This is a genomic window from Novosphingobium sp. B-7, assembly GCF_000410615.1.
Lineage (GTDB): Bacteria > Pseudomonadota > Alphaproteobacteria > Sphingomonadales > Sphingomonadaceae > Novosphingobium > Novosphingobium capsulatum.
The window spans coordinates 1-18,491 of sequence record NZ_APCQ01000105.1 but is presented as its reverse complement, the minus strand read 5'-3'; the positions used below and the strand labels follow the sequence as shown (position 1 = coordinate 18,491).

Below are 18,491 nucleotides of genomic sequence, written 5' to 3'. Positions count from 1 at the left end.
CATCGATGCCGCTGGGCGCCCCCCGGATCACGCTGGCGCAGCGGATCGGCACACCCGCCGCCTGCAGCGCCGCCGCCTTGGCCGCGTCGCCCTGCGGCGCGTCTGCCACTTCGACCAGGGCAGCAACTTCCAGCCCCTTGTCCAGTGCCAGTTGCGCAGTATCGAGCGCCAGATCGCCCGAGCCCAGCACCACCAGACGCCGCCCGGCAAAGGCGTCATAGCGCGTGAGCAGGGCATGCAGCCCCTGCGCGCCCATCACGCCAGGCTGGGCCCAGCCATCGAACGCCAGCGCCAGATCGCGCGCGCCGGTGGCCAGGACGATCGCCTTGAACCCCACGGTCCAGGAACGCTCTTCATCGGCCAGACCCAGCATCGCCTCGGGCAGCGCGCCGAGGTTGGCGCGGTTGCGCCACAGGCCCCAGGCATAGACACCCAGTTGCACCTCGATGCCCGCGTCGAACGCCTGCTCGAACAGCGGCTCGGCCATGAACACCTGCTCGATCATGCGCGCCTTGGCCGAAACCGCGCCGGTCATCCGCCCGCCAAACCAATAGGGCACGTCGTTGCCCATCTGCGCGGCGCTGACCGGGTGCTCGTCCACCAGTAGCACGCTGGCGCCGTTCGCGGCCGCTTCCAGCGCGGCGGCAAGGCCGGCCGGCCCGGCGCCGACCACGACCAGGTCGTAATGCGCATCGGCGCCAGGCAGTTTGCCGTTGACGGCGTGGGCATCGGTTCCGGTGAAACCTTCGTTTTTGCTGTCAGCCACGCTCACACCACCTCCAGCGCCTGCGCCAGGTCGGCGATCAGGTCGTCCTCATGCTCGATCCCCACCGACATGCGGATGGTGCCATCGGTAATCCCCCCGGCCAGGCGCTTGTCGGGCGCCACGGCATAGTGCGTGGTGCTGGCCGAATGGCATACCAGGGTTTCCGACCCGCCCAGGCTGACGGCAACTTTCATCAGGCGCAGCGCGTCGAGCAGGCGGAACGCCTCGGCCTCGCCGCCCTTGAGGTGGAACGAAAAGGTCGATCCCGCACCGCTGCACTGGCGATCGAACACCGCGCGTTGCGGCGATCCTTCGGGCAGGAAGCCCAGATAGGTAATGCCGGCCACCTTGGGATGATCGCGCAGGAACATGGCGATCACGCGGGCATTGTGCATCGCACGTTCCGACCGCACGTGGACGCTTTCCATCGAGCGCAGCACCAGCCAGCTGGTGAACGGGTCAAGGTGGCTGCCCAGCGTGGTGCGCAGCAGCCGCAGCGGTACGATCAGGTCCAGCTTGCCCGAAACCCCGCCGGCCAGCAGATCGCTGTGTCCGCCGCAATACTTGGTAAGCGAGGTCATGCACAGATCCACCCCCAGCGCGATCGGGCGCTGGGCAAAGGGGCCAAGCAGGGTATTGTCGCACACCACCACCGGGCGGCGCCCGGTCCGCGCGCCGATCTCGTCAGCCAGGGCCACGATCATCGGCAGGTCGGTGATCGCCGCTGTGGGATTGGCCGGGGTTTCGATCACGATCATCGCCAGCGGCCCGGCGGCCAGCGCCTTATCGGCCTGCGCGCGCACGTGATCGGCGTTGCAGCCATCGATGATGTCCACCGTGGTCACGCCCCATTGCGGCATGAACTGGTTGAGCAGGCCATCGGTGCCGCCATAGATCGGGCGGGAATGCAGCACGCTGTCACCCGGGCGCAAGTGCGCCAGCGCAATCGCGCTGTGCGTCGCCATGCCAGAGGCGAATACCGCGGCCGCCTCCGCCCCGTCCACCGCCGCCAGCCGGCTTTCCAGCATGTCGAGGTTGGGATGGCCGAGCCGGGCATAGATATGATGCGTCTGGCCCACTTCCGGCCCGGTGCCATCGAAATAGGCCTCGTGAATGGCCTTGGCCTGGGCGGCGGATTCATAGACGAAGGTGCTGGTCAGATAGACCGGCGGCTTGGCCGCGCCGCCCGCTTGGGCCGGATCATAGCCCGCCGCCACGGCCAGGGTTTCGGGCCGCACGCCGCCGGCATCATGCGGCATGGCTGAGATCCTTGGCCGCTGCCACAGGAGCGCCATCGGAGGTCGCGGTGCCCAGTTGCATATCCAGGTATTCGCGCGCCTTGGCACAATACCAATCGACAAAGCGCACCACCAAGACTTCGGCCTCGGGCGAATAGGGACCGGGCGTGTAGCCGGGGCTATCGACGCCTTCCTGGTTGTTTTCGGCCAGTTCCTTGTCCTGCAGGTTGGTGGTGTTCCACAGCTCCACCAGCTTGGCGCGGTCATAGTCCACGCCTTCCACTGCATCCTTGTGCACCAGCCACTTGGCCGTCACCACGGTTTCACGCGGGCCGACCGGCATGGCACTGAAGAAGAACAGGTGATCGCCCACGGCATGGGCAAAGCTGTGCGGCTCCAGCGCCCAGCGCAGCGAGCCGACGTCGCCATCGCCCGCCGCCACCATCGGCCGCGCCACCAGCGGCTGCCCATCCATCGACATGGTCTGCATACCGGGGTTGAGCGGGAAGCGGATCGCCTGCCACCAATCCTCGCCCACCGGGCCCATGGCCAGGCCCAGATCCTGCATCCGCGCCTCGAACTGCGCGGCGTGATCGGCCTCGCCAAATTCGAAATACGACGATGCGCTGACCGGGAACGTGCGCGCCAGTTCGGGGTGCGAGGCCTGGCAATGATAGCACTCGCGCCCGTTTTCCAACACCAGCTTCCAGTTGGCGTATTCGGTCAGGCTTTCGACATGGGCCACCTTGGCATTGGCCAGGTCATGCGGCGCCAGCAGGGCTTCCATCTCGCGCCGGAAAGTTTCGAACGGCGGCGCATCGTCGGCCAGGCAGATATAGATGACGCCGGCGACGATCTCGATCTTCACTTCGCGCAGGCCATGATCGGCATTGTCGAAATCTGCCGGCATGCGCGCCGCGCTCAGCAGCGAACCATCGAGGTTGTAGGTCCAGCGGTGATAGGGGCACACCAGGCGCGGCGAACGGCCGGTGCCTTCCTTGCACAGCATCGCGCCGCGGTGGCGGCAGGAATTGTGGAACGCGCGGATCGCGCCGCCCTTGTCGCGCACGATCAGGATCGGCCAGCGCCCGACCTTGAGCGAGGACCACGATCCCGCCTCGGGCAGTTCGCAGGTAAAACCCGCCATCAGCCACGAACGGCCATAGATCGCGGTCATGTCGAAATCGAACATGGCCGGATCGTTGTACAGCGCCTGGGGCAGGCTGTGCCCGGGGCGGCGTTCGTCAAGCTTGGCCTTGATGTCGACCAGGTTCACCCTTGTGCGTCCTTTCAAAATGGCACCATGGGTCTTGGCACGGGCAGCGCGGCTCTCGCGAATCCGATTAAGTCATGCCCGCATGCGATTTTCGCCGTGGCCGGCGCGCAACAAAAATCCGATGGAATTGACGCAGATCAAGGAAACGCGCATTTTCGGCCGTGCCGGCATTTTCCGGCCGGGCGGACTGCCAAGAACGGGAGCCACCACCATCGGACCGAACGGGCTCATCAATCGCCGCTGGTTGCCGCTGAACGCCTTGCGCGCGTTCGAAGCGGTGGGCCGCTACCTGAGCTTTACCGCCGGCGCGCAGGCGCTGACGGTGACGCAAAGCGCGATGAGCCGCCATGTCAGCAGCCTGGAAGACCTGATCGGCAAGCCGCTGTTCGAACGCAGCGCTTCCGGCCTCAAGCTGACCCCGGCCGGCGAAGTCTTGCTGCCCGTGGTCAGCAAGTGTCTGGACCGCATGGAGCAGACGCTCAATGTGGTGCGCAACCAGGACATGGAAAGCCGCCCGTTGCGCGTGCATATCCCGCCCTCGCTGCTCTATCAGACGGCGCTGCCGCTGATCCACGGTTTCCGCCGCGAGCATCCCGAAATCCGCATCGATGTATCCACCTCCAACGCCACGGGCGCGCCGCCTGGCAATCTCGACATGGCGATCGTGTTCGACCGGCCCAACGTGGGCGACATGGTCACCGACCTGTTGTGGATGGTGCGTGTCGCGCCGCTGTGCTCGCCCGCCACATGGGAACAGCACAAGGGCAAGTCTCTGGAGGAATTCCTCAATTCCGCAGAACTGCTGCATGTGAAGCTGGATAACGAGCCGCGCGGCCTGCTGTGGAGCAGTTATGCAGACCAGCAGCGCCTCACGCTCAACTGCACCGATGGCCTGGCGTTCGACACTGCCTTTTCCGCTGTGCGCTATGCCATTGGCGCCTCGGGCGTGGTCCTGGCTGATATCGATATGTTCGGCCCAGAAATCGCCGCCGGAAACCTGGTCATGCCCTATGATGCGGTGGCCGGTGATGGCTATGGCTATTACCTCAAGCTTCACGCCGAAGACTTGTCGGACCCGGCAATCTACCTGTTCCGCGAATGGATCATCCGCCACTTCGCCCGGCAGCGCGGCCAGGAAGAAACCGCCGAGGCCGAGCACAAGGCCCAGATCATGGCCAAGGCCTGACACCACGCGAACGCAGCGCGAAATTCCGTTTGTACCACTCGGTCAAATGATGTACTGATCAGTACACAGCACGGTCGTGCTGAGTCGAGCGATCGATCGCTCCATCGTCATCATTGCAATGCTGGTCTTGCATCCACGGCTCTCGCTGCTGGAACCGCTGCCGGCTTCCCGAAAGGAACAGACGTGTCCCGTCCTCCCCTCCCCCCGTTCACACCCGAAACAGCGGCCGAAAAGGTGCGTCTGGCCGAAGATGGCTGGAACACCCGCGATGCCGCCAAGGTGGCGCTGGCCTATACCCCCGACACGCGCTGGCGGAACCGCGTTGAGTTCGCGACCAACCGCGAAGAGGCGCAGGCCTTTCTCACGCGCAAGTGGAACAAGGAACACGAATACCGCCTGATCAAGGAACTGTGGGCATTCACCGGCAACCGCATCGCCGTGCGCTATGCCTATGAATACCGCGACGATGGCGGGCAGTGGTTCCGCGCCTATGGCAACGAGAACTGGCTGTTTGCCGAAGATGGCCTGATGTCCAACCGCCATGCCAGCATCAACGAAATGCCGATCGCCGAGGCCGACCGCAAGTTTCACTGGCCGCTGGGCCGGCGCCCCGACGATCATCCTTCGTTGAGCCAGCTTGGCCTGTGAAAACCCGGCGCGTGCTCACCGATCGCCAGAGCGCGGTGCCCGCCTTGGCCGAAGCCTTTCGCGAGCACGGCTTCGAGGGCGCGAGCCTGGCCGTGCTGTCCAAGGCGACGGGGCTGGGCAAAGGCAGCCTCTACAACTTCTTCCCCGGCGGGAAGGAGGAAATGATGGCGGCGGTGCTCGACAACATCGACGCCTGGTTCGTGGACGCCATCTTCCAGCCGCTTGAGGATGGGCCCGACCCGCAAGCGGCGATCATCGCCATGTTCGATGACGTGACCGCCTATTTCCGATCGGGCAGGCGGGTGTGCATCGTCGGGTGCCTTGGCCTCAACACCGCCGGCCAGGCCTTTTCCGGCAAATTGGCCCAGTACTTTGCGCGCTGGATCAAGGCGCTGACCCGATGCCTGGAAAAAGGCGGGGTACCACAGGGCCTGGCGCTCGCGCTTGCCGAAGAAGCGGTGTCGGGCATCCAGGGCGCGATCGTGCTGGCCCGGGCGCTGGACGAGGCAGCCTCGTTCCAACGCATCGTTGCGCGGCTCCAGGCCACATTGCTGGCCGCCCTTGCCGCTTCCCCGCAGGCAGAGACCGCGCCCGACACCGCCAGGAAGGACGAGACCTGATGGCACAGACATTCCTGCGAACCATGTTCGGCCCCCACTCCCGCGCCTTGCAAGAGCAGAACGGCTCGCGCACCGCCTATGCGCGCATGGAAGCGCAAGGGGGCGACATGGACATCCTCACGACGCGTGAACTCGACTTCATCGCCGCGCGTGACAGCTTCTATATCGCCAGCATCAGTGAACACGGCTGGCCCTATATGCAGCATCGCGGCGGGCCGGCGGGCTTTCTCCGCCGGATTTCCGGCAACCGCATCGGTTTTGCCGATTATCAGGGCAACCGGCAGTTCCTCTCGACCGGCAACCTCGCGGCCGACGATCGGGTCTGCCTGTTCCTGATGGATTATCCCGCGCGGCGCCGGTTGAAACTGATCGGCCATGCCCGCACCACCAGCGAGCCCGAAGATGTCGCGGCGCTGATGCCCGCAGACTATGCCGCCATTGGCGAGCGCGCGTTTGTGATCGACATCGTCGGGTTCGATTGGAACTGCCCGCAACACATCACGCCCCGGTTCGGCGCGGCAGACCTGGCGCAGATCACCCAGCCGCTCCAGGATGAGATAGCCCGCCTGCGCGCCCGCATCGCCACCCTGGAAGCCGTGACGCCACAAGGCTGACCTGCGTTCGGCTCGGCACGCGGAAATTACGGTGGCCAAAGCACATTTCAATACGTTACGACAGCGCGCATGAAGAACCTCACACCTTTTGGCGCGCTGCTGATCTGTGCTGCGATCGGTCTGTTGACCCACAAGTTCGGCCTGTGGTTTCCGATCGGGATCGTGGCCTTTATCGCGGTGAGCGTGGCGCAGAACAAGCTGCGCCCGTAAACCGGGCCTACCAGGCGGGCCTGTCGGAGAGATCGTGGCCGCCGCGCGCACTGCGCAGGGTTTGCGGTGCATTCATGTGCGCCTGGCCGGTGGCGGCCATATCGGTCGCCCATTCGCTGATCAGGGTACGGCGCACGATGCACCACTGCCCGTCGCGGCAGGCATAGGCATCGATATAGCGGCCAGCGATGAACAGATCGCGCGGAGCGCCATCGGCGTCGCGGATACCGTGCCACGCCTGGAAATAGCTTTCCCCGCTGGCGCGGGCGGCATCGTGGATTGCGATCCGGCTTTGCCCCAGCATGTGGTGGCTGGCCTGCATCTGCCCCAGAAAGCCAAACGCAAAAGTCACGAACCCATCGAGATCGCCGGCATAGACGCCGCAATCGATTTGGGCATCGGGGTGGAACGCGCTGCGGAACAGTGCCTCGTCCAGCCTGTCCAGCCCGCGCATATAGCGGTGCAGCGCATCGGTGATGTCGCGCCGCGCGACGTAATCGGCCAGGGGATCGGCCAGGGTGGCCAGCCTTGTCTGCGTCACAGCTTCACCACCACTTTCCCCAGGCTCTTGCCGGTCAGCATGCGATCATAGGCGATAAGGGTGTTTTCCAGGCCTACGGTTTCATCGATCGTCGCCACCAGTTTGCCGGCGTCGAACCAGGCGCGCAGGCGCGGCATGAATTCGGCGCCCCGATGCAGGAAATCGGGAATGAAAAAGCCTTCGACGCGCAGCCGACGCATCAGGATCTGGTCAAACCGCGCCGGGCCGGGCAGCGGCTTGTCGGCATCATAGCCTGCCACCAGCCCGCATACCGCAACGCGGCCATAATGCGCCATGTTGGGCAGCACCGCATCGAGCAGCGGGCCGCCGACATTGTCGAAATAGCCGTGCACTCCGCCATCGACTGCAGCGAGGCGGGCGGCGACATCCTCGTTCTTGTAGTCGATCGCCTGATCAACCCCCAGGGTTTCCAGCAGATAGCGGCACTTGTCCGGCCCGCCGGCAATGCCGATCACGCGCAACCCCAGGTTGCGCCCGATCTGGCAGGCCAGGCTGCCCGTGGCCCCGGCGGCGGCCGACACCACCAGCCATTGTCCGGCGGCGATGCCCAGCACTTCGGCCACGCCGACATAGGCAGTCCAGGCATTCATCCCCAGCGCGCCGAAATGCTGGCGGATATCGGCTACGTCATCGTCCACCGCCACCAGGCCGGCGGGATGGGGCATCACAGTGCTGAACTGCGCCCACTGGCCAAAGCCGCGCACCAGCGTGCCGCTGGCAAAGCGCGGATCGCGGCTCTCGCACACCCGGCCCAGCACCACCCCCATCATCTTGGCGCCCAGCGGCAGGGGTGGTTGATAGCCATCGGTGCGCGGGCTCATCCACATGCGCGTGCCGGCATCCATCGACAGATATTCGGCCGCGATCCGCACCTCGCCATCGCCCAGCGGCGCCAGCGTTTCGGTGCAGAGCGACAGGGCGCTGGCGAAATCGTGCCCCTGTGGGCGCACATCCAATCTCCAGAAGCGGTTCTGCGCCATGGCCAGCCATCATCCTCTCGGTTCGTTGGCCGATGTGCTGCCCGCTGCGCTTGGCTCACGCCACCTAGTCAAAGGATTAGGCCTATCCATTGTCGGAGGCAGGGGCAGCGCGGCGCTCGTGGCTTAACCTCAAGGCTTGGGACCAGAACAGTTCAACCATACCCCAGCCACGCACAACAGACGCGCCCCACAGCGCTCGCCAGGGAGAGTACCATGCCTCGCAAAGCCCATCGCCTGATGGCTGCGGCCGCCTTTGGCCCGCTGGCCCTTGCTCCGTTCACCGCCGCCCTCGCCGCCGAAGCACCACCGCCCGCAGCCGCCGATGCACCGCCTGCCGCCGAACACGAAAGCGGCCTTGCCGAAATCATCGTGACCGCGCGCAAGCGGGTGGAAAGCGCGCAGTCGGTGCCGGTCGCCGTCACGGCCATTTCCGCGCAGACCCTGGTGCAGCGTGACATCACCAGCATCGAAAAGATCGCCGCCGCCACGCCCAGCCTTACCGTGGGCCACGCCTCCAACGGATCGGCTGCGCAGATCGCGCTGCGCGGCATCGGTTCGTCCTCCACGTCGATCGGGATCGAGCAATCGGTGGCGACGGTGGTCGACGGGGTCTATTACGGCCAGGGCCGCGTGCTGGAAGAAGGGTTCTTCGACCTGGCCGGCGTGGAAGTGCTCAAGGGCCCGCAGGTGCTGTTCTTCGGCAAGAACGCCACGGCCGGGGTCATTTCCATCAAGACCGCTGATCCCACCCCCACCTGGCAGTTCCGCACCAAGGCCAGCTATGAATTCAAGGCCAAGCAGGCACAGCTCGAAGGCGTGGCATCGGGCCCGCTGACCGATGATCTGGGCCTGCGCGTGGCGGTGCGCGGCACCAAGGCCTGGGGCGGATACTATGACAACGTGTCGCAACCCTTTGCCATCACCTATCCGCTCTCGCCCACGCCCAGCCCGACCTACACCTCGTATCCCACCAGCAGCAACCAGCCGGGCAACCGCGAATTCCTCGGCCGCGTAACGCTGAAATACGAACCGAGCAGCGCGCTGACCGATACGCTCAAGGCCTCGTTCGATTACAACAAGGCCAACAATTCCAGCTACAACTACGTGGCCTATAACTGCCCCACCGGAAAGACGCAGATCAACGGCTATACCTGCGGCTACAACTTCGTCACCCACCAGAACAACCTGCCGAGCGAGGTGGCCAAGAATTTTCCTTATGCCGGCGATGGCAGCCTCTACAACCGCTACAAATCCGCCGCCGTCACCAACAATTTCAACTATGATCTCGACAAGGTCACGATCACCAACGTGACCAACTACAACTGGAACAACAACCAGTGGCTGTGCGCGTGCGAATTCAATTCCAGCGCCAGCTCGGTCTGGGCCACGGAAAACTCCAGCTGGCAGGCCTTTTCCAACGAGCTGCGCGCCCTCACCCACTATGACAGCCCGGTCAACCTGATGGCCGGCGTGCTCTATCAAAAGCCCCGCCGCGATTTCGCGCAGTTCGTCAGCTACAGCTACAACAATATCCCGAGCCAGGGCATCAACCAGTACCAGGACGGCACCAAATCGAGCTATACCCGCGGGCAGACCATTTCCGGCTTTGCCCAGGCGATCTGGAAGATCGTGCCCCAGGTCGAATTCGATGCCGGCGTGCGCTATACCCACGAAACCAAGGACAGCTTCTTCATCCAGCCCTATACCAGCCCCACGTTCATCGGGGTGTGGCCGATGGGGGCCGGCTCGCAGGTTACCGCGCACCAGGTGTTCAACAACTGGTCGCCCGATTTCTCGTTGACCTACAAGCCGCTGCAAGACGTGATGGTCTATGCCTCGTACAAGACGGGCTACAAGTCGGGCGGGTTCTCCAACGGCGGGATCTATTCGCTCGCCTCGGCCAATCCGGCGGCCGATTTCGTGTTCAACCCCGAAACGGTGCAGGGCTTTGAAGGCGGCATCAAGAGCACGCTGGCCGATCACCAGCTGCGCCTCAACCTCAACCTCTATTCCTATAAATACAAGAACCTGCAGACCGACTATTTCGACTCGGTCAAGGTGGCGTTCCAGACGCTGACGGCCGACGCCACCACCAAGGGGGTGGAGCTGGAGTTCGAATTTGCCCCGCGCGCGGTGTCGGGCCTCAACCTGCATGGCAGCATGAACTACAACGATGCCAAATACAGCAACTTCCCCGTCGCCCCGTGCTTTGGCGGGCAGAGCATTGCCGAAGGCTGCAACCTGACCACCGCCGGCACCCCGATCGCCGCAGGCGGCACCGGCGCGCGCCAGAACCTGACCGGCCAGCCGCTGGGCATGGCCCCGCACTGGACCGGCACGTTGGGCGCGAACTATGAAACGCCGGTGGGCAATGGCCTCAAGGCCGGGCTCAACATCGATACGCGCTACAGCGCGTCGTATCTCGTCTCCGGCTTTGGCGAGCAGTTCTCGCGCAATCCCGCCTATGCCGTGCTCGACGTAGGCCTGCGCTTGGGCGCCACGGACGATAACTGGCAAGTGGCGATCATCGGCAAGAACCTGACCAACAAGCAGTATATCAACGGCGGCGTCGATGCGCCGCTCACCGGCAGCGGCACCGGAACGGCCAATGCGCTGCATGCCGATCTCATGGGCTTTGGCGCGCTGCCCCGAACGGTGCAGATCTCGCTGACCAAGAACTTCTGATCGGCGCACCGCGCGCGATCAGCAGGACCGCGTGAGGCGCGGGTGCCGGACAATTCGGCACCCGCGCCTTTTTTCATGGTGAAGCGTTGGTTGGCGCCGCGCCAGCGATCCGTTAACGCAGCACGCGTGCCGGCCCGCCCGGTGCGGGACCCAATAGTGCAACAAGAAAGCGTCATTCCCATGCAAGCCTTTCGCGGCTCGATGATCTTCACGGTCGTCTGCCTGATCCTCGCCGGCGTGCTCGGCTATGTCGAGACCGGGTTGATCGGCCCGGCGCTCTCGATGGTGTTCATCGCCGGCGTGCTCGGCGTGATGGAAACCTCGCTCAGCCTCGATAACGCCGTGGTCAACGCGTCCATTCTCAAGGACATGGACCCGCTGTGGCAACGCCGCTTTCTGACCTGGGGGATCATCATCGCCGTGTTCGGCATGCGCATCGTCTTCCCGATCCTGATCGTCTCGGTCGCCGCGCTGGTTTCCCCCTGGGAAGCGGCGCGCATCGCGATTGCCGATCATGCCCGCTACGAAGCGATCGTGACCGGCGCGCATGTGGGCATTTCCGGCTTTGGCGGCGCGTTCCTGATGCTGGTGGGCCTCTCGTTCTTCTTCGATACCGACCGCGAGCATCACTGGATCGGCCTGATCGAACGGCCGCTGGCGGCCTTCGCGCGGCTGCCCCTGGCGCCCTATCTGGTCACCGCGATCGTGGTTGGCGCGCTCTCGTTCTGGTTGCACCCGGGCGAACAGCAGACGTTCCTGATCGCGGGCCTCGCCGGCGTGGCAACCTATTTCGCGGTCCAGAAATTCGGTGACCTGATGGGCGGCGAAGAAGATGCTGCCACCGGCAAGGTGGTCCGCTCGGGCGCGGCGGCGTTCGTCTATCTCGAGTTTCTCGATGCCTCGTTCTCGTTCGACGGGGTGATCGGCGCCTTTGCCATCACCAACGATATCCTGCTGATCGCACTGGGCCTGGGCATCGGCGCGATGTTCGTGCGCTCGATGACCGTGGCCCTGGTGCGGGGCGGGCACTTGAGCGAGTTTCGCTTTCTCGAACCCGGCGCGTTCTATGCCATCGTCGCGCTTGCGGTGATCATGCTGATCAGCATCCGCGTGCACGTGCCCGAGATCGTCACCGGCCTGATCGGCGCGGTGATCATCGGTGCCTCACTCTATGCCTCGATCCGCCACAAGCGGCGCTTCCCCCACGAATACGAGGAAGCCGGCGAGGCCGACGCGATCCTGCCCAGCGGCGATGTGCAGCCCGGCCAGCACACCGCCTGAGCCAAGGGCCGTCGCGCGCGGCTCCACGGAACCCGCGCGCGGCCGGCCGCTTAGAACTTCACGTCGCCCAGCACGCCGATGGTGCGCATGGCCTGCGTGGTGAGCCAGGCGGTCTGATAGCTGCCGTTGTTGCTGATCGCGGTGACGAAGCGGGTGTTGAACAGGTTGCGGGCAAACACCGCCACGTTCCAGCGCCCATCGGCATCGCGCACGCCGATCTGGCCACCGGCAATACCATAGCCGCGCTGATAGGTGAGCGGATCGCCGTTGGCGCTGAAGTTCACCGAACTGCGATAGTTGTAGTTCGCCTTGATGAAGCCGGTGATTTCGCTGGTCAATGGCACGTCGTAATTGGCGTTGAGCGAATAGGTGAACTTGGGGCTGTTGGGCAGCACGTTGCCGGTGTTGTTGAAGAACCGCGTGGCCGGCACGGTGGTGGTCGTGCCGGGGATCGTGGTGCTGACAAAGCAGCCGGGCTGCGTGGGATAGTTGCACGTGCCGTTGGGGAAATAGGCAAACTTGGCATCGATATAGGCTGCGTTCCCGCTGATCGTCAGCCGGTCGGTCGGCCGCGCGGAAAAGTCCATTTCGATCCCGCGCGAGCGGACCTTGCCGGCATTGGCAATCTGCAGGATCGCCAGGTTGGTGCCGTTGAAGATGAACGGCGTGGAAATCTGCGTCTGGAAATCCTTGATGTCGGTGGTGTAGGCATCGATGTTGAACACCAGGCGGCGGTTGAACCACGCGGTTTTCAGGCCAATTTCATAGTTGGTGGGAATTTCCGGGTTGGAAAACAGCGGCTGGCCCAGCGAATAGCCGCTGACCAGGCCGATGCCCGGCCCCTTGTAGCCACGCGAATAGGTGAAATAGGTCATCACATCGGGGGTGATCTTGTATTCGGTGCCCAGCTTGTAGCTGAAATTGTCGGCCTTGCGATTGCTGGGATAGGTGGTCTGGTCAAACGACAGCGGCGGCGCGCCGGGGAACGCATTGTCGGTGGGGCTGACCAGCGTGCGGTTGTAGCGGATCATGGTCAGGTCATCGTGGGTATAGCGCCCGCCCACGATCAGCTTCCACTGCGGCGTCAGGTTGATGTTGCCCTGGCCGAACACGGCATAGTTCAGCGTCTGGATATCGGGCTGCGCCTTGCGGCTATAGACCGCGGTGGAGGCGGGCAGGCCCAGTTGCCCCTGCTGCGGATAGGCCGCCTTGAGGTTCTGGTTGAAGTAATAGAGGCCGACCACATAATCGACCAGGCCGCGCTTGGGCGATGCCAGGCGCAGTTCCTGGGTCAACTGCTGCTGCGCTTCATCGGCGCCGTTGATCGGGAAGAACGGCGTATCGGTAAAGCCAGTGTCGGTGTTGTCATGCAACACCCAGCGGCGGAACGCGGTGATCGAGGTGAGCGTATAATCGCCGATCGACTTGTCGACCTGCAGCGAGCCGCCCCACTGCGTCATGTTCAGATAGACCGGACCGCCCACATTGGTTTCGCGGTTATCCAGGCTGGGCACGATATTGTAGGCGGCCAGGCGCTGCACCACATAATTGTTGGGCGCCGCGCCCACCGTGCCGACAATCACCGACTGGCAGCAGGCCGAGGAATGGTGCCCCCAATCGAACGAGGCCAGCACCGACAGGTCGCTGTCGGGCTTGAACAGCAGCTTGGTGCGGAAACCGCCCTCGCTCTGCCCGCCGAGCGTCTGGCCCGTGTATACATTGTTGATGAAGCCATCGCGGTGGTTGAAATAGCCGGTGGTGCGCCAGGCGAGATTGTCGGTCAGCGGCACGTTGAGCACGCCTTCCAGCTTGGTCTCGTTGTCGGTGCCGTAGGACGCGCGCGCGCTGCCTTCGAAATTCTGGGTCGGGTTGCGGGTGGAGATCGACACCACGCCGGCCGAACCGCCCTTGCCGAACAGCATGCCCTGCGGTCCGCGCAGCACGTCGACCTGCGCCACATCGGCAAGATCGCCCGTGCCCATGCCCGGCCGGCCGAGCACCACGCCATCGACCACCACGCTCACGCTCTGTTCGGTGCCATCGGCAAAGGCGAACGTACCCACGCCGCGAATGGCAAAGCCTTCGCCGCGCACGCTGTTGGATTCGGCAAACTGCACGCTGGGGGCCAGGAAGCGGATATCGGTGATATTGGTAAGGTTTGCCGCCTTGAGCATGTCACCGCTGACCGAGCTGACCGCCACCGGAACATCCTGCAGGCGCTCGCTGCGCTTTTGCGCGGTGACGACGATATCGGTCACGCCGGCGGGCGGCGTGTCAGCCGCAGGGGCAGCCGGCGCGGCTGGCGCAGCGGCCGGGGCAGCAGCAAGTGCCGCGCCCGGCATGGCCAAGGCCAGCGCCAGCGCGCCCAGCGAAATCGCTGCGGAAATTTTCGGCCCACATACGGTGGGCATGGCAAAGGTGGTTGTCATGCGTCTGCTCCCATCAGGCATTTTTCTATGTCTGGCATGAGGGAGGCGCACGCGCCGGCCGGGCAGCCTTCGGCCCCGGCAGATTTTGCCCCCATCACACCCTCAACCCGGTTCACCGCGCAAGCTCTGTATGCTGATTCGTGGCTCGCTGCACGATTGGGCATACCGAATGCGGCTATTTCGTAATTTTGTATTTCACGCTGACGGCGTTGTCAAACCCTGATCGGCATAGTGTATGCCAGTTTTGGGCGATGTGGCATTTATGTGCACACAGCGCGCACGACATGCCCTGCCCGGCGCGTCAAACGCCTGGCGGGCGACCCAGCCATGCCGCGCTGTATACGCAGTCAGGCCAGTGCGCGAACGATCAGGAAAAAGATCGAGGGGCACACCAGGCAGCCGATGCCGGTGTGGAACGTGGCGGTCAGCGCGCCATAGGGCACCAGCCGCGCGTCGGTGGCGGCAAGGCCGCCCGCCACGCCGCTGACCGTGCCCATCAGCCCGCCAAAGGCCATGGCACTGCGCGGGTTGTCGAGCCCGATCAGGCGCGCGACCATCGGCGTGAACGTCATCACCAACACGGCCTTGAGCACGCCGGTGGCGATCGACAGGGCAATCACCGGAGATGAAGCGCCCAGCGCCGCGCCGGTCACCGGTCCGACGATGTAGGTGACCGTGCCCGCGCCCAGCGTGGTGAGCGACACGGCATCACGATAGCCAAAGCTCCAGGCAACGCCTACGCCCACCGCAAAGGGCACGATCGTGCCCAGCGCCAGCGCGATCACGCCCATCAAGCCGGCCTTGCGCGCCTCGATCACGTCAACCTCGAACGCGGTGGCAACGATGGCAAAATCGCGCAGCATCGCCCCGCCCATCAGCGCCAGCCCAGCCAGGCCCGGCACATCGGCCAGGCCCTTCCTGCCGCCGGTCAGCACCCCGCCCCACCAGGCCAGGGCCAGCGCGGCCAGGATGGCGATGGCACTGGCGTGGATGCGCCCGCCGGTGAGATGGCGCGACACCGCCGTGCTGGCCAGCATCAGCCCGCCGACCACGGCAAAGGCCAAGACCAAGCCCTGATCGGCCAGGATCTTTTGCACGATATCACCCATGGCGGCCGCCCATCACCCGGCCCAGCACGGCCACCAAGGCAAAGCACAGCGTGACCGCGCTGATCCCGGCGATCACCACCATCGGCCCGCCTTCGAGCGCGGCCAGCACATTCTGCTGCGCGGCCATGGCGACCACGATAGGGATATACATCAGGCCCCAGAATTCCACGCCCAGGCGCAGGCCCGGCGTCAACTTGCCACGGCGCGCCAGCCAGGCCTTGGCCGCGATGAGCAGCAACATGGCCAGCCCCACGCCGCCGACATTGGCCTTCACATGCAGGACATGGCCCAGCAATTCCCCCAGCGCCGCCCCCAGCAGCGTGCACAGCGCCAGAAGCGCCGTCCCATAAATTGCCATCGCCTTGCCCTCTCCCGATTATCGTTTTTGAAAAACAGCGGCTTGTGTGTGTCGTCAGCCGCCGCCCAGTTCCTCGCGCTTGGCGGTAAAGCGCTCCAGCGCGATCGAGGCGTTGAACATGTGCGCGCGCATGCAGCGCGCGGCTTCCTCGCCATCGCCGCGCATGATCGCAGCCACCACGTCGCCATGCTCTGCGCGCGAGCGCACCGGGCGGCCGGTTTCGCGCAGCTGGGTACGGCGGAACGCGGCCATGCGATCGCGCAGCGCCATGGCCTGTTCGGCGATGAAGGCATTGTGCGTGCCTTCATAGATCACCTGGTGGAACGACCAGTTCAGGCGGTCATAGGCATCGAGATCGCCCGCCTCCACCATCGCCAGCGAATCCTCGTGCAACTGGGCCAGGCGGCTGCGCTCCATCGGGTTCATGCGATAGGCCGCCAGGCGCACGCACATGGCCTCGATCTCGGCGCTCATCTCGAACATGTCGATGATGCGCTGGGTGGTAAAGCCCGAGACCACCGCGCCGCGCCGGGGCCGCATTTCCACCAGGCCCACGGCAGACAGCTGGCGGATCGCCTCGCGCACCGGCGTGCGCGACGCGCCAAAGCGATCGCCAATCTGCTGTTCATCCAGCGTGGCGCCGGGGACCAGGCTGCCGGCGGTGATCTCGTCGGCCAGGGCAATGCGGATCCGCTCGGAAAGGAGCAGGCCGGGCGCTTCCTCGACGGGGTTCATTGGATTATCCTGCATGCGCAAATTTTCTCCACAACACATCTTGCATACACTAGAAGCCTATTCAACCATCATGTATGTGCCACACAGCACACCGAGCCCCCGCCGGGATATGAACCGGCCGCGGCGCCGATATCGCGGACACACAAAGGGATGAGCATGGAGCAGGACCTTTTCACCACTTTCCAGGCCCGTGCGCTGGATGCCCCCGATACGCCATTCCTGATCCTGCCCGATCTTTCGACGATCACCTATGGCGCCGCACTGGCGCGTTGTGGACAGATGGCCGGCCTGTTCCGCGCCGCCGGGGTGCAGCCGGGTGACCGGCTGGCCGTTCAGGTGGAAAAGAGCCCCACGGCCCTGCTGACCTATCTGGCCGCGCAGGCGATCGGCGCGGTCTATCTGCCGCTCAATACCGCCTATACCGCCGCCGAGGTGCGCTATTTCCTGGCCGATGCGCGCCCGGCGCTGTTCATCCACCGCCCGCAGGACGATGCCGCGATGGCCGCGCTGTGCGCCGACATCGGCGTGCCCGCGCGGCTGACCTTGGGCGCCGATGAGCAAGGCACGCTGGCTGCTGGCCTCAATGATTACGCGCCCGATCTGGCCCCATATGCCGCGAGCCCAGGCGATCTTGCCGCGATCCTCTACACCTCGGGCACCACCGGGCGTTCGAAAGGGGCGATGCTCACGCGCGTCAACCTGGCGTCCAATGCCTTCACGCTCAAGGATTACTGGCGCTTTGGCGCAGCTGACGTGCTGCTGCATGCCCTGCCGATCTTCCACACCCACGGCCTGTTCGTGGCCACCAACATCACGATTGCGGCGGGCAGCGCGATGATCCTGTGCCCCCGGTTCGACGTGGCCGAGCTGATCCGCCTGATGCCGCGCGCCAGCGTGCTGATGGGGGTGCCCACGTTCTATTCGCGGCTGCTGGCAGAGCCGGCGTTCACCCACGATCTGGTGGCGCACATGCGCCTGTTCGTGTCTGGCTCGGCGCCGCTATCGGCCGAAACGCACAAGGAATTTTCCGCGCGCACCGGCCATGCCATCCTCGAACGCTATGGCATGACCGAAACCAACATGAACACGTCCAACCCCTATGACGGGCCGCGCATTCCCGGCAATGTCGGCCTGCCGCTGCCCGGCGTGGAACTGCGCATCACCGATCCTGAAACCGGCGCTGTCCTGCCCCAGGGCGCGGTCGGCGGGATCGAGGTGCGCGGCCCCAACGTGTTCAAGGGCTATTGGCAGATGCCCGAAAAGACCGCCGAGGAACTGCGCCCCGATGGCTTCTTCATCACCGGCGACATGGGCGTGATCGATCCGGCCGGCTATGTTGCGATCGTCGGCCGGGCCAAGGACCTGATCATCTGCGGCGGGTTCAACGTCTATCCGGCCGAAGTGGAAGCGCTGATCGATGCCATCCCCGGCATCGCCGAAAGCGCGGTGATCGGCGTGCCCCACCCCGACATGGGCGAAGGCGTGGTGGCGGTGGTCCAGGCGCGCGATGCCGCGCTCGACGAAGCCGCCGTGCTGGGCGCGTTGCAGGGGCAGCTGGCCCGCTTCAAGCAGCCGCGCCGCGTGGTGTTCGTGCCCGAACTGCCGCGCAACACCATGGGCAAGATCCAGAAAAAGGCCCTGCGCGAAACCTATGCCACCCTCTTTGCCGCCAAGGTGAACTGAGCCATGCGCGCCACCACGATCGATCGCCGCCAGGTGCTGGGCCTGATCGGCGCGGGTGCGCTGCTCGCGCCGGCCTTTGCGCCCGCCCTCGCCCGCGCTCCCCTGGCCCAC

At 64.9% G+C, this 18,491-nt stretch carries 17 protein-coding genes; 8 read left to right on the top strand and 9 right to left on the bottom strand.

The window, feature by feature from the left end; translation table 11 throughout:
* From H926_RS24985 to H926_RS0101060, 3 genes are all read right to left on the bottom strand, one after another.
* A partial coding sequence (locus H926_RS24985; RefSeq protein WP_148291591.1) for an FAD-dependent oxidoreductase occupies positions 1–766 on the bottom strand: 766 nt, incomplete at its 3' end.
* A gap of 2 nt (positions 767–768) precedes the next feature.
* The gene (locus H926_RS0101065; protein WP_022674651.1) at positions 769–2,025 is read right to left on the bottom strand and encodes a cystathionine gamma-synthase family protein; all 1,257 of its coding nucleotides are present in this window, start codon (positions 2,023–2,025) and stop codon (positions 769–771) included.
* Positions 2,015–3,280 (bottom strand): aromatic ring-hydroxylating dioxygenase subunit alpha, encoded by a 1,266-nt coding sequence (locus H926_RS0101060; RefSeq protein ID WP_022674650.1) that lies wholly within the window; start codon positions 3,278–3,280, stop codon positions 2,015–2,017. Before H926_RS0101060 ends, H926_RS0101065 begins: the two co-directional genes overlap by 11 nt.
* Positions 3,281–3,401: 121 nt before the next feature.
* Between H926_RS0101060 and H926_RS24980 the strand changes: the two genes are divergently transcribed.
* The 5 genes from H926_RS24980 to H926_RS34015 all read left to right on the top strand — a co-directional run bounded on the left by H926_RS24980 (position 3,402) and on the right by H926_RS34015 (position 6,558).
* Positions 3,402–4,466, top strand: coding sequence for a LysR family transcriptional regulator (locus H926_RS24980; RefSeq protein ID WP_171792963.1), 1,065 nt, complete (start codon positions 3,402–3,404; stop codon positions 4,464–4,466).
* Positions 4,467–4,649: 183 nt separating this feature from the next.
* Complete coding sequence (locus H926_RS0101050) at positions 4,650–5,114, top strand: DUF1348 family protein (RefSeq protein WP_022674648.1); 465 nt, start codon at positions 4,650–4,652, stop codon at positions 5,112–5,114.
* On the top strand, positions 5,111–5,734 hold the full coding sequence (locus tag H926_RS24975) for a TetR/AcrR family transcriptional regulator (protein WP_022674647.1): 624 nt from the start codon (positions 5,111–5,113) through the stop codon (positions 5,732–5,734). The genes H926_RS0101050 and H926_RS24975 overlap by 4 nt, the downstream gene beginning before the upstream one ends.
* A complete protein-coding gene (locus H926_RS0101040; RefSeq protein WP_028657414.1) occupies positions 5,734–6,348 on the top strand; it encodes a pyridoxamine 5'-phosphate oxidase family protein in 615 nt (204 codons plus the stop codon). Before H926_RS24975 ends, H926_RS0101040 begins: the two co-directional genes overlap by 1 nt.
* Before the next feature lie 69 nt (positions 6,349–6,417).
* Positions 6,418–6,558, top strand: a complete 141-nt coding sequence (locus tag H926_RS34015; protein WP_022674645.1) for a hypothetical protein — start codon at positions 6,418–6,420, stop codon at positions 6,556–6,558.
* A 7-nt stretch (positions 6,559–6,565) separates the two neighbouring features.
* Here H926_RS34015 and H926_RS24970 read toward each other — a convergent pair whose 3' ends face one another.
* Together H926_RS24970 and H926_RS0101025 are read right to left on the bottom strand one after the other, a co-directional pair.
* Positions 6,566–7,099 carry a nuclear transport factor 2 family protein gene (locus H926_RS24970; RefSeq protein WP_022674644.1) on the bottom strand — a complete coding sequence of 178 codons (534 nt, stop codon included), beginning with the start codon at positions 7,097–7,099 and terminating at the stop codon, positions 6,566–6,568.
* Positions 7,096–8,100, bottom strand: coding sequence for an NADP-dependent oxidoreductase (locus tag H926_RS0101025; protein ID WP_022674643.1), 1,005 nt, complete (start codon positions 8,098–8,100; stop codon positions 7,096–7,098). Before H926_RS0101025 ends, H926_RS24970 begins: the two co-directional genes overlap by 4 nt.
* 213 nt (positions 8,101–8,313) lie before the next feature.
* Between H926_RS0101025 and H926_RS0101020 the strand changes: the two genes are divergently transcribed.
* Together H926_RS0101020 and H926_RS0101015 are read left to right on the top strand one after the other, a co-directional pair.
* Complete coding sequence (locus tag H926_RS0101020; protein ID WP_237740953.1) at positions 8,314–10,785, top strand: TonB-dependent receptor; 2,472 nt, start codon at positions 8,314–8,316, stop codon at positions 10,783–10,785.
* 180 nt (positions 10,786–10,965) lie between these two features.
* Positions 10,966–12,066: a DUF475 domain-containing protein gene (locus tag H926_RS0101015; protein ID WP_022674641.1), complete on the top strand. Its 1,101-nt coding sequence runs from the start codon at positions 10,966–10,968 to the stop codon at positions 12,064–12,066.
* A 50-nt stretch (positions 12,067–12,116) separates the two neighbouring features.
* Here the strand turns inward: H926_RS0101015 and H926_RS0101010 are convergent, their stop codons facing one another.
* The 4 genes from H926_RS0101010 to H926_RS0100995 form a co-directional block, all read right to left on the bottom strand.
* On the bottom strand, positions 12,117–14,495 hold the full coding sequence (locus H926_RS0101010) for a TonB-dependent receptor (RefSeq protein WP_022674640.1): 2,379 nt from the start codon (positions 14,493–14,495) through the stop codon (positions 12,117–12,119).
* 347 nt (positions 14,496–14,842) lie between these two features.
* Positions 14,843–15,604, bottom strand: coding sequence for a malonate transporter subunit MadM (madM, locus tag H926_RS0101005; protein ID WP_022674639.1), 762 nt, complete (start codon positions 15,602–15,604; stop codon positions 14,843–14,845).
* On the bottom strand, positions 15,597–15,962 hold the full coding sequence (gene madL / locus H926_RS24965; RefSeq protein WP_022674638.1) for a malonate transporter subunit MadL: 366 nt from the start codon (positions 15,960–15,962) through the stop codon (positions 15,597–15,599). Before madL ends, madM begins: the two co-directional genes overlap by 8 nt.
* 54 nt (positions 15,963–16,016) lie before the next feature.
* A complete protein-coding gene (locus H926_RS0100995) occupies positions 16,017–16,697 on the bottom strand; it encodes a GntR family transcriptional regulator (protein WP_022674637.1) in 681 nt (226 codons plus the stop codon).
* A 156-nt stretch (positions 16,698–16,853) separates the two neighbouring features.
* Here H926_RS0100995 and H926_RS0100990 point away from each other — a divergent pair, with 156 nt between their 5' ends.
* On the top strand, positions 16,854–18,380 hold the full coding sequence (locus H926_RS0100990; protein ID WP_028657413.1) for a malonyl-CoA synthase: 1,527 nt from the start codon (positions 16,854–16,856) through the stop codon (positions 18,378–18,380).
* Positions 18,381–18,491 lie beyond the last annotated feature (111 nt).

Excerpts from the sequence above, each read along its gene's own strand:
- H926_RS0101020 (WP_237740953.1), top strand. The coding sequence starts at position 8,314 with ATGCCTCGCAAAGCCCATCGCCTGATGGCTGCGGCCGCCTTTGGCCCG.
- H926_RS0100990 (WP_028657413.1), top strand. The coding sequence starts at position 16,854 with ATGGAGCAGGACCTTTTCACCACTTTCCAGGCCCGTGCGCTGGATGCC.
- H926_RS34015 (WP_022674645.1), top strand. The coding sequence starts at position 6,418 with ATGAAGAACCTCACACCTTTTGGCGCGCTGCTGATCTGTGCTGCGATC.
- H926_RS0101040 (WP_028657414.1), top strand. The coding sequence starts at position 5,734 with ATGGCACAGACATTCCTGCGAACCATGTTCGGCCCCCACTCCCGCGCC.
- H926_RS0101015 (WP_022674641.1), top strand. The coding sequence starts at position 10,966 with ATGCAAGCCTTTCGCGGCTCGATGATCTTCACGGTCGTCTGCCTGATC.
- H926_RS0101065 (WP_022674651.1), bottom strand. The coding sequence starts at position 2,025 with ATGCCGCATGATGCCGGCGGCGTGCGGCCCGAAACCCTGGCCGTGGCG.
- madL (WP_022674638.1), bottom strand. The coding sequence starts at position 15,962 with ATGGCAATTTATGGGACGGCGCTTCTGGCGCTGTGCACGCTGCTGGGG.
- H926_RS24980 (WP_171792963.1), top strand. The coding sequence starts at position 3,402 with ATGGAATTGACGCAGATCAAGGAAACGCGCATTTTCGGCCGTGCCGGC.
- H926_RS0101025 (WP_022674643.1), bottom strand. The coding sequence starts at position 8,100 with ATGGCGCAGAACCGCTTCTGGAGATTGGATGTGCGCCCACAGGGGCAC.
- H926_RS0100995 (WP_022674637.1), bottom strand. The coding sequence starts at position 16,697 with ATGAACCCCGTCGAGGAAGCGCCCGGCCTGCTCCTTTCCGAGCGGATC.
- H926_RS0101010 (WP_022674640.1), bottom strand. The coding sequence starts at position 14,495 with ATGACAACCACCTTTGCCATGCCCACCGTATGTGGGCCGAAAATTTCC.
- madM (WP_022674639.1), bottom strand. The coding sequence starts at position 15,604 with ATGGGTGATATCGTGCAAAAGATCCTGGCCGATCAGGGCTTGGTCTTG.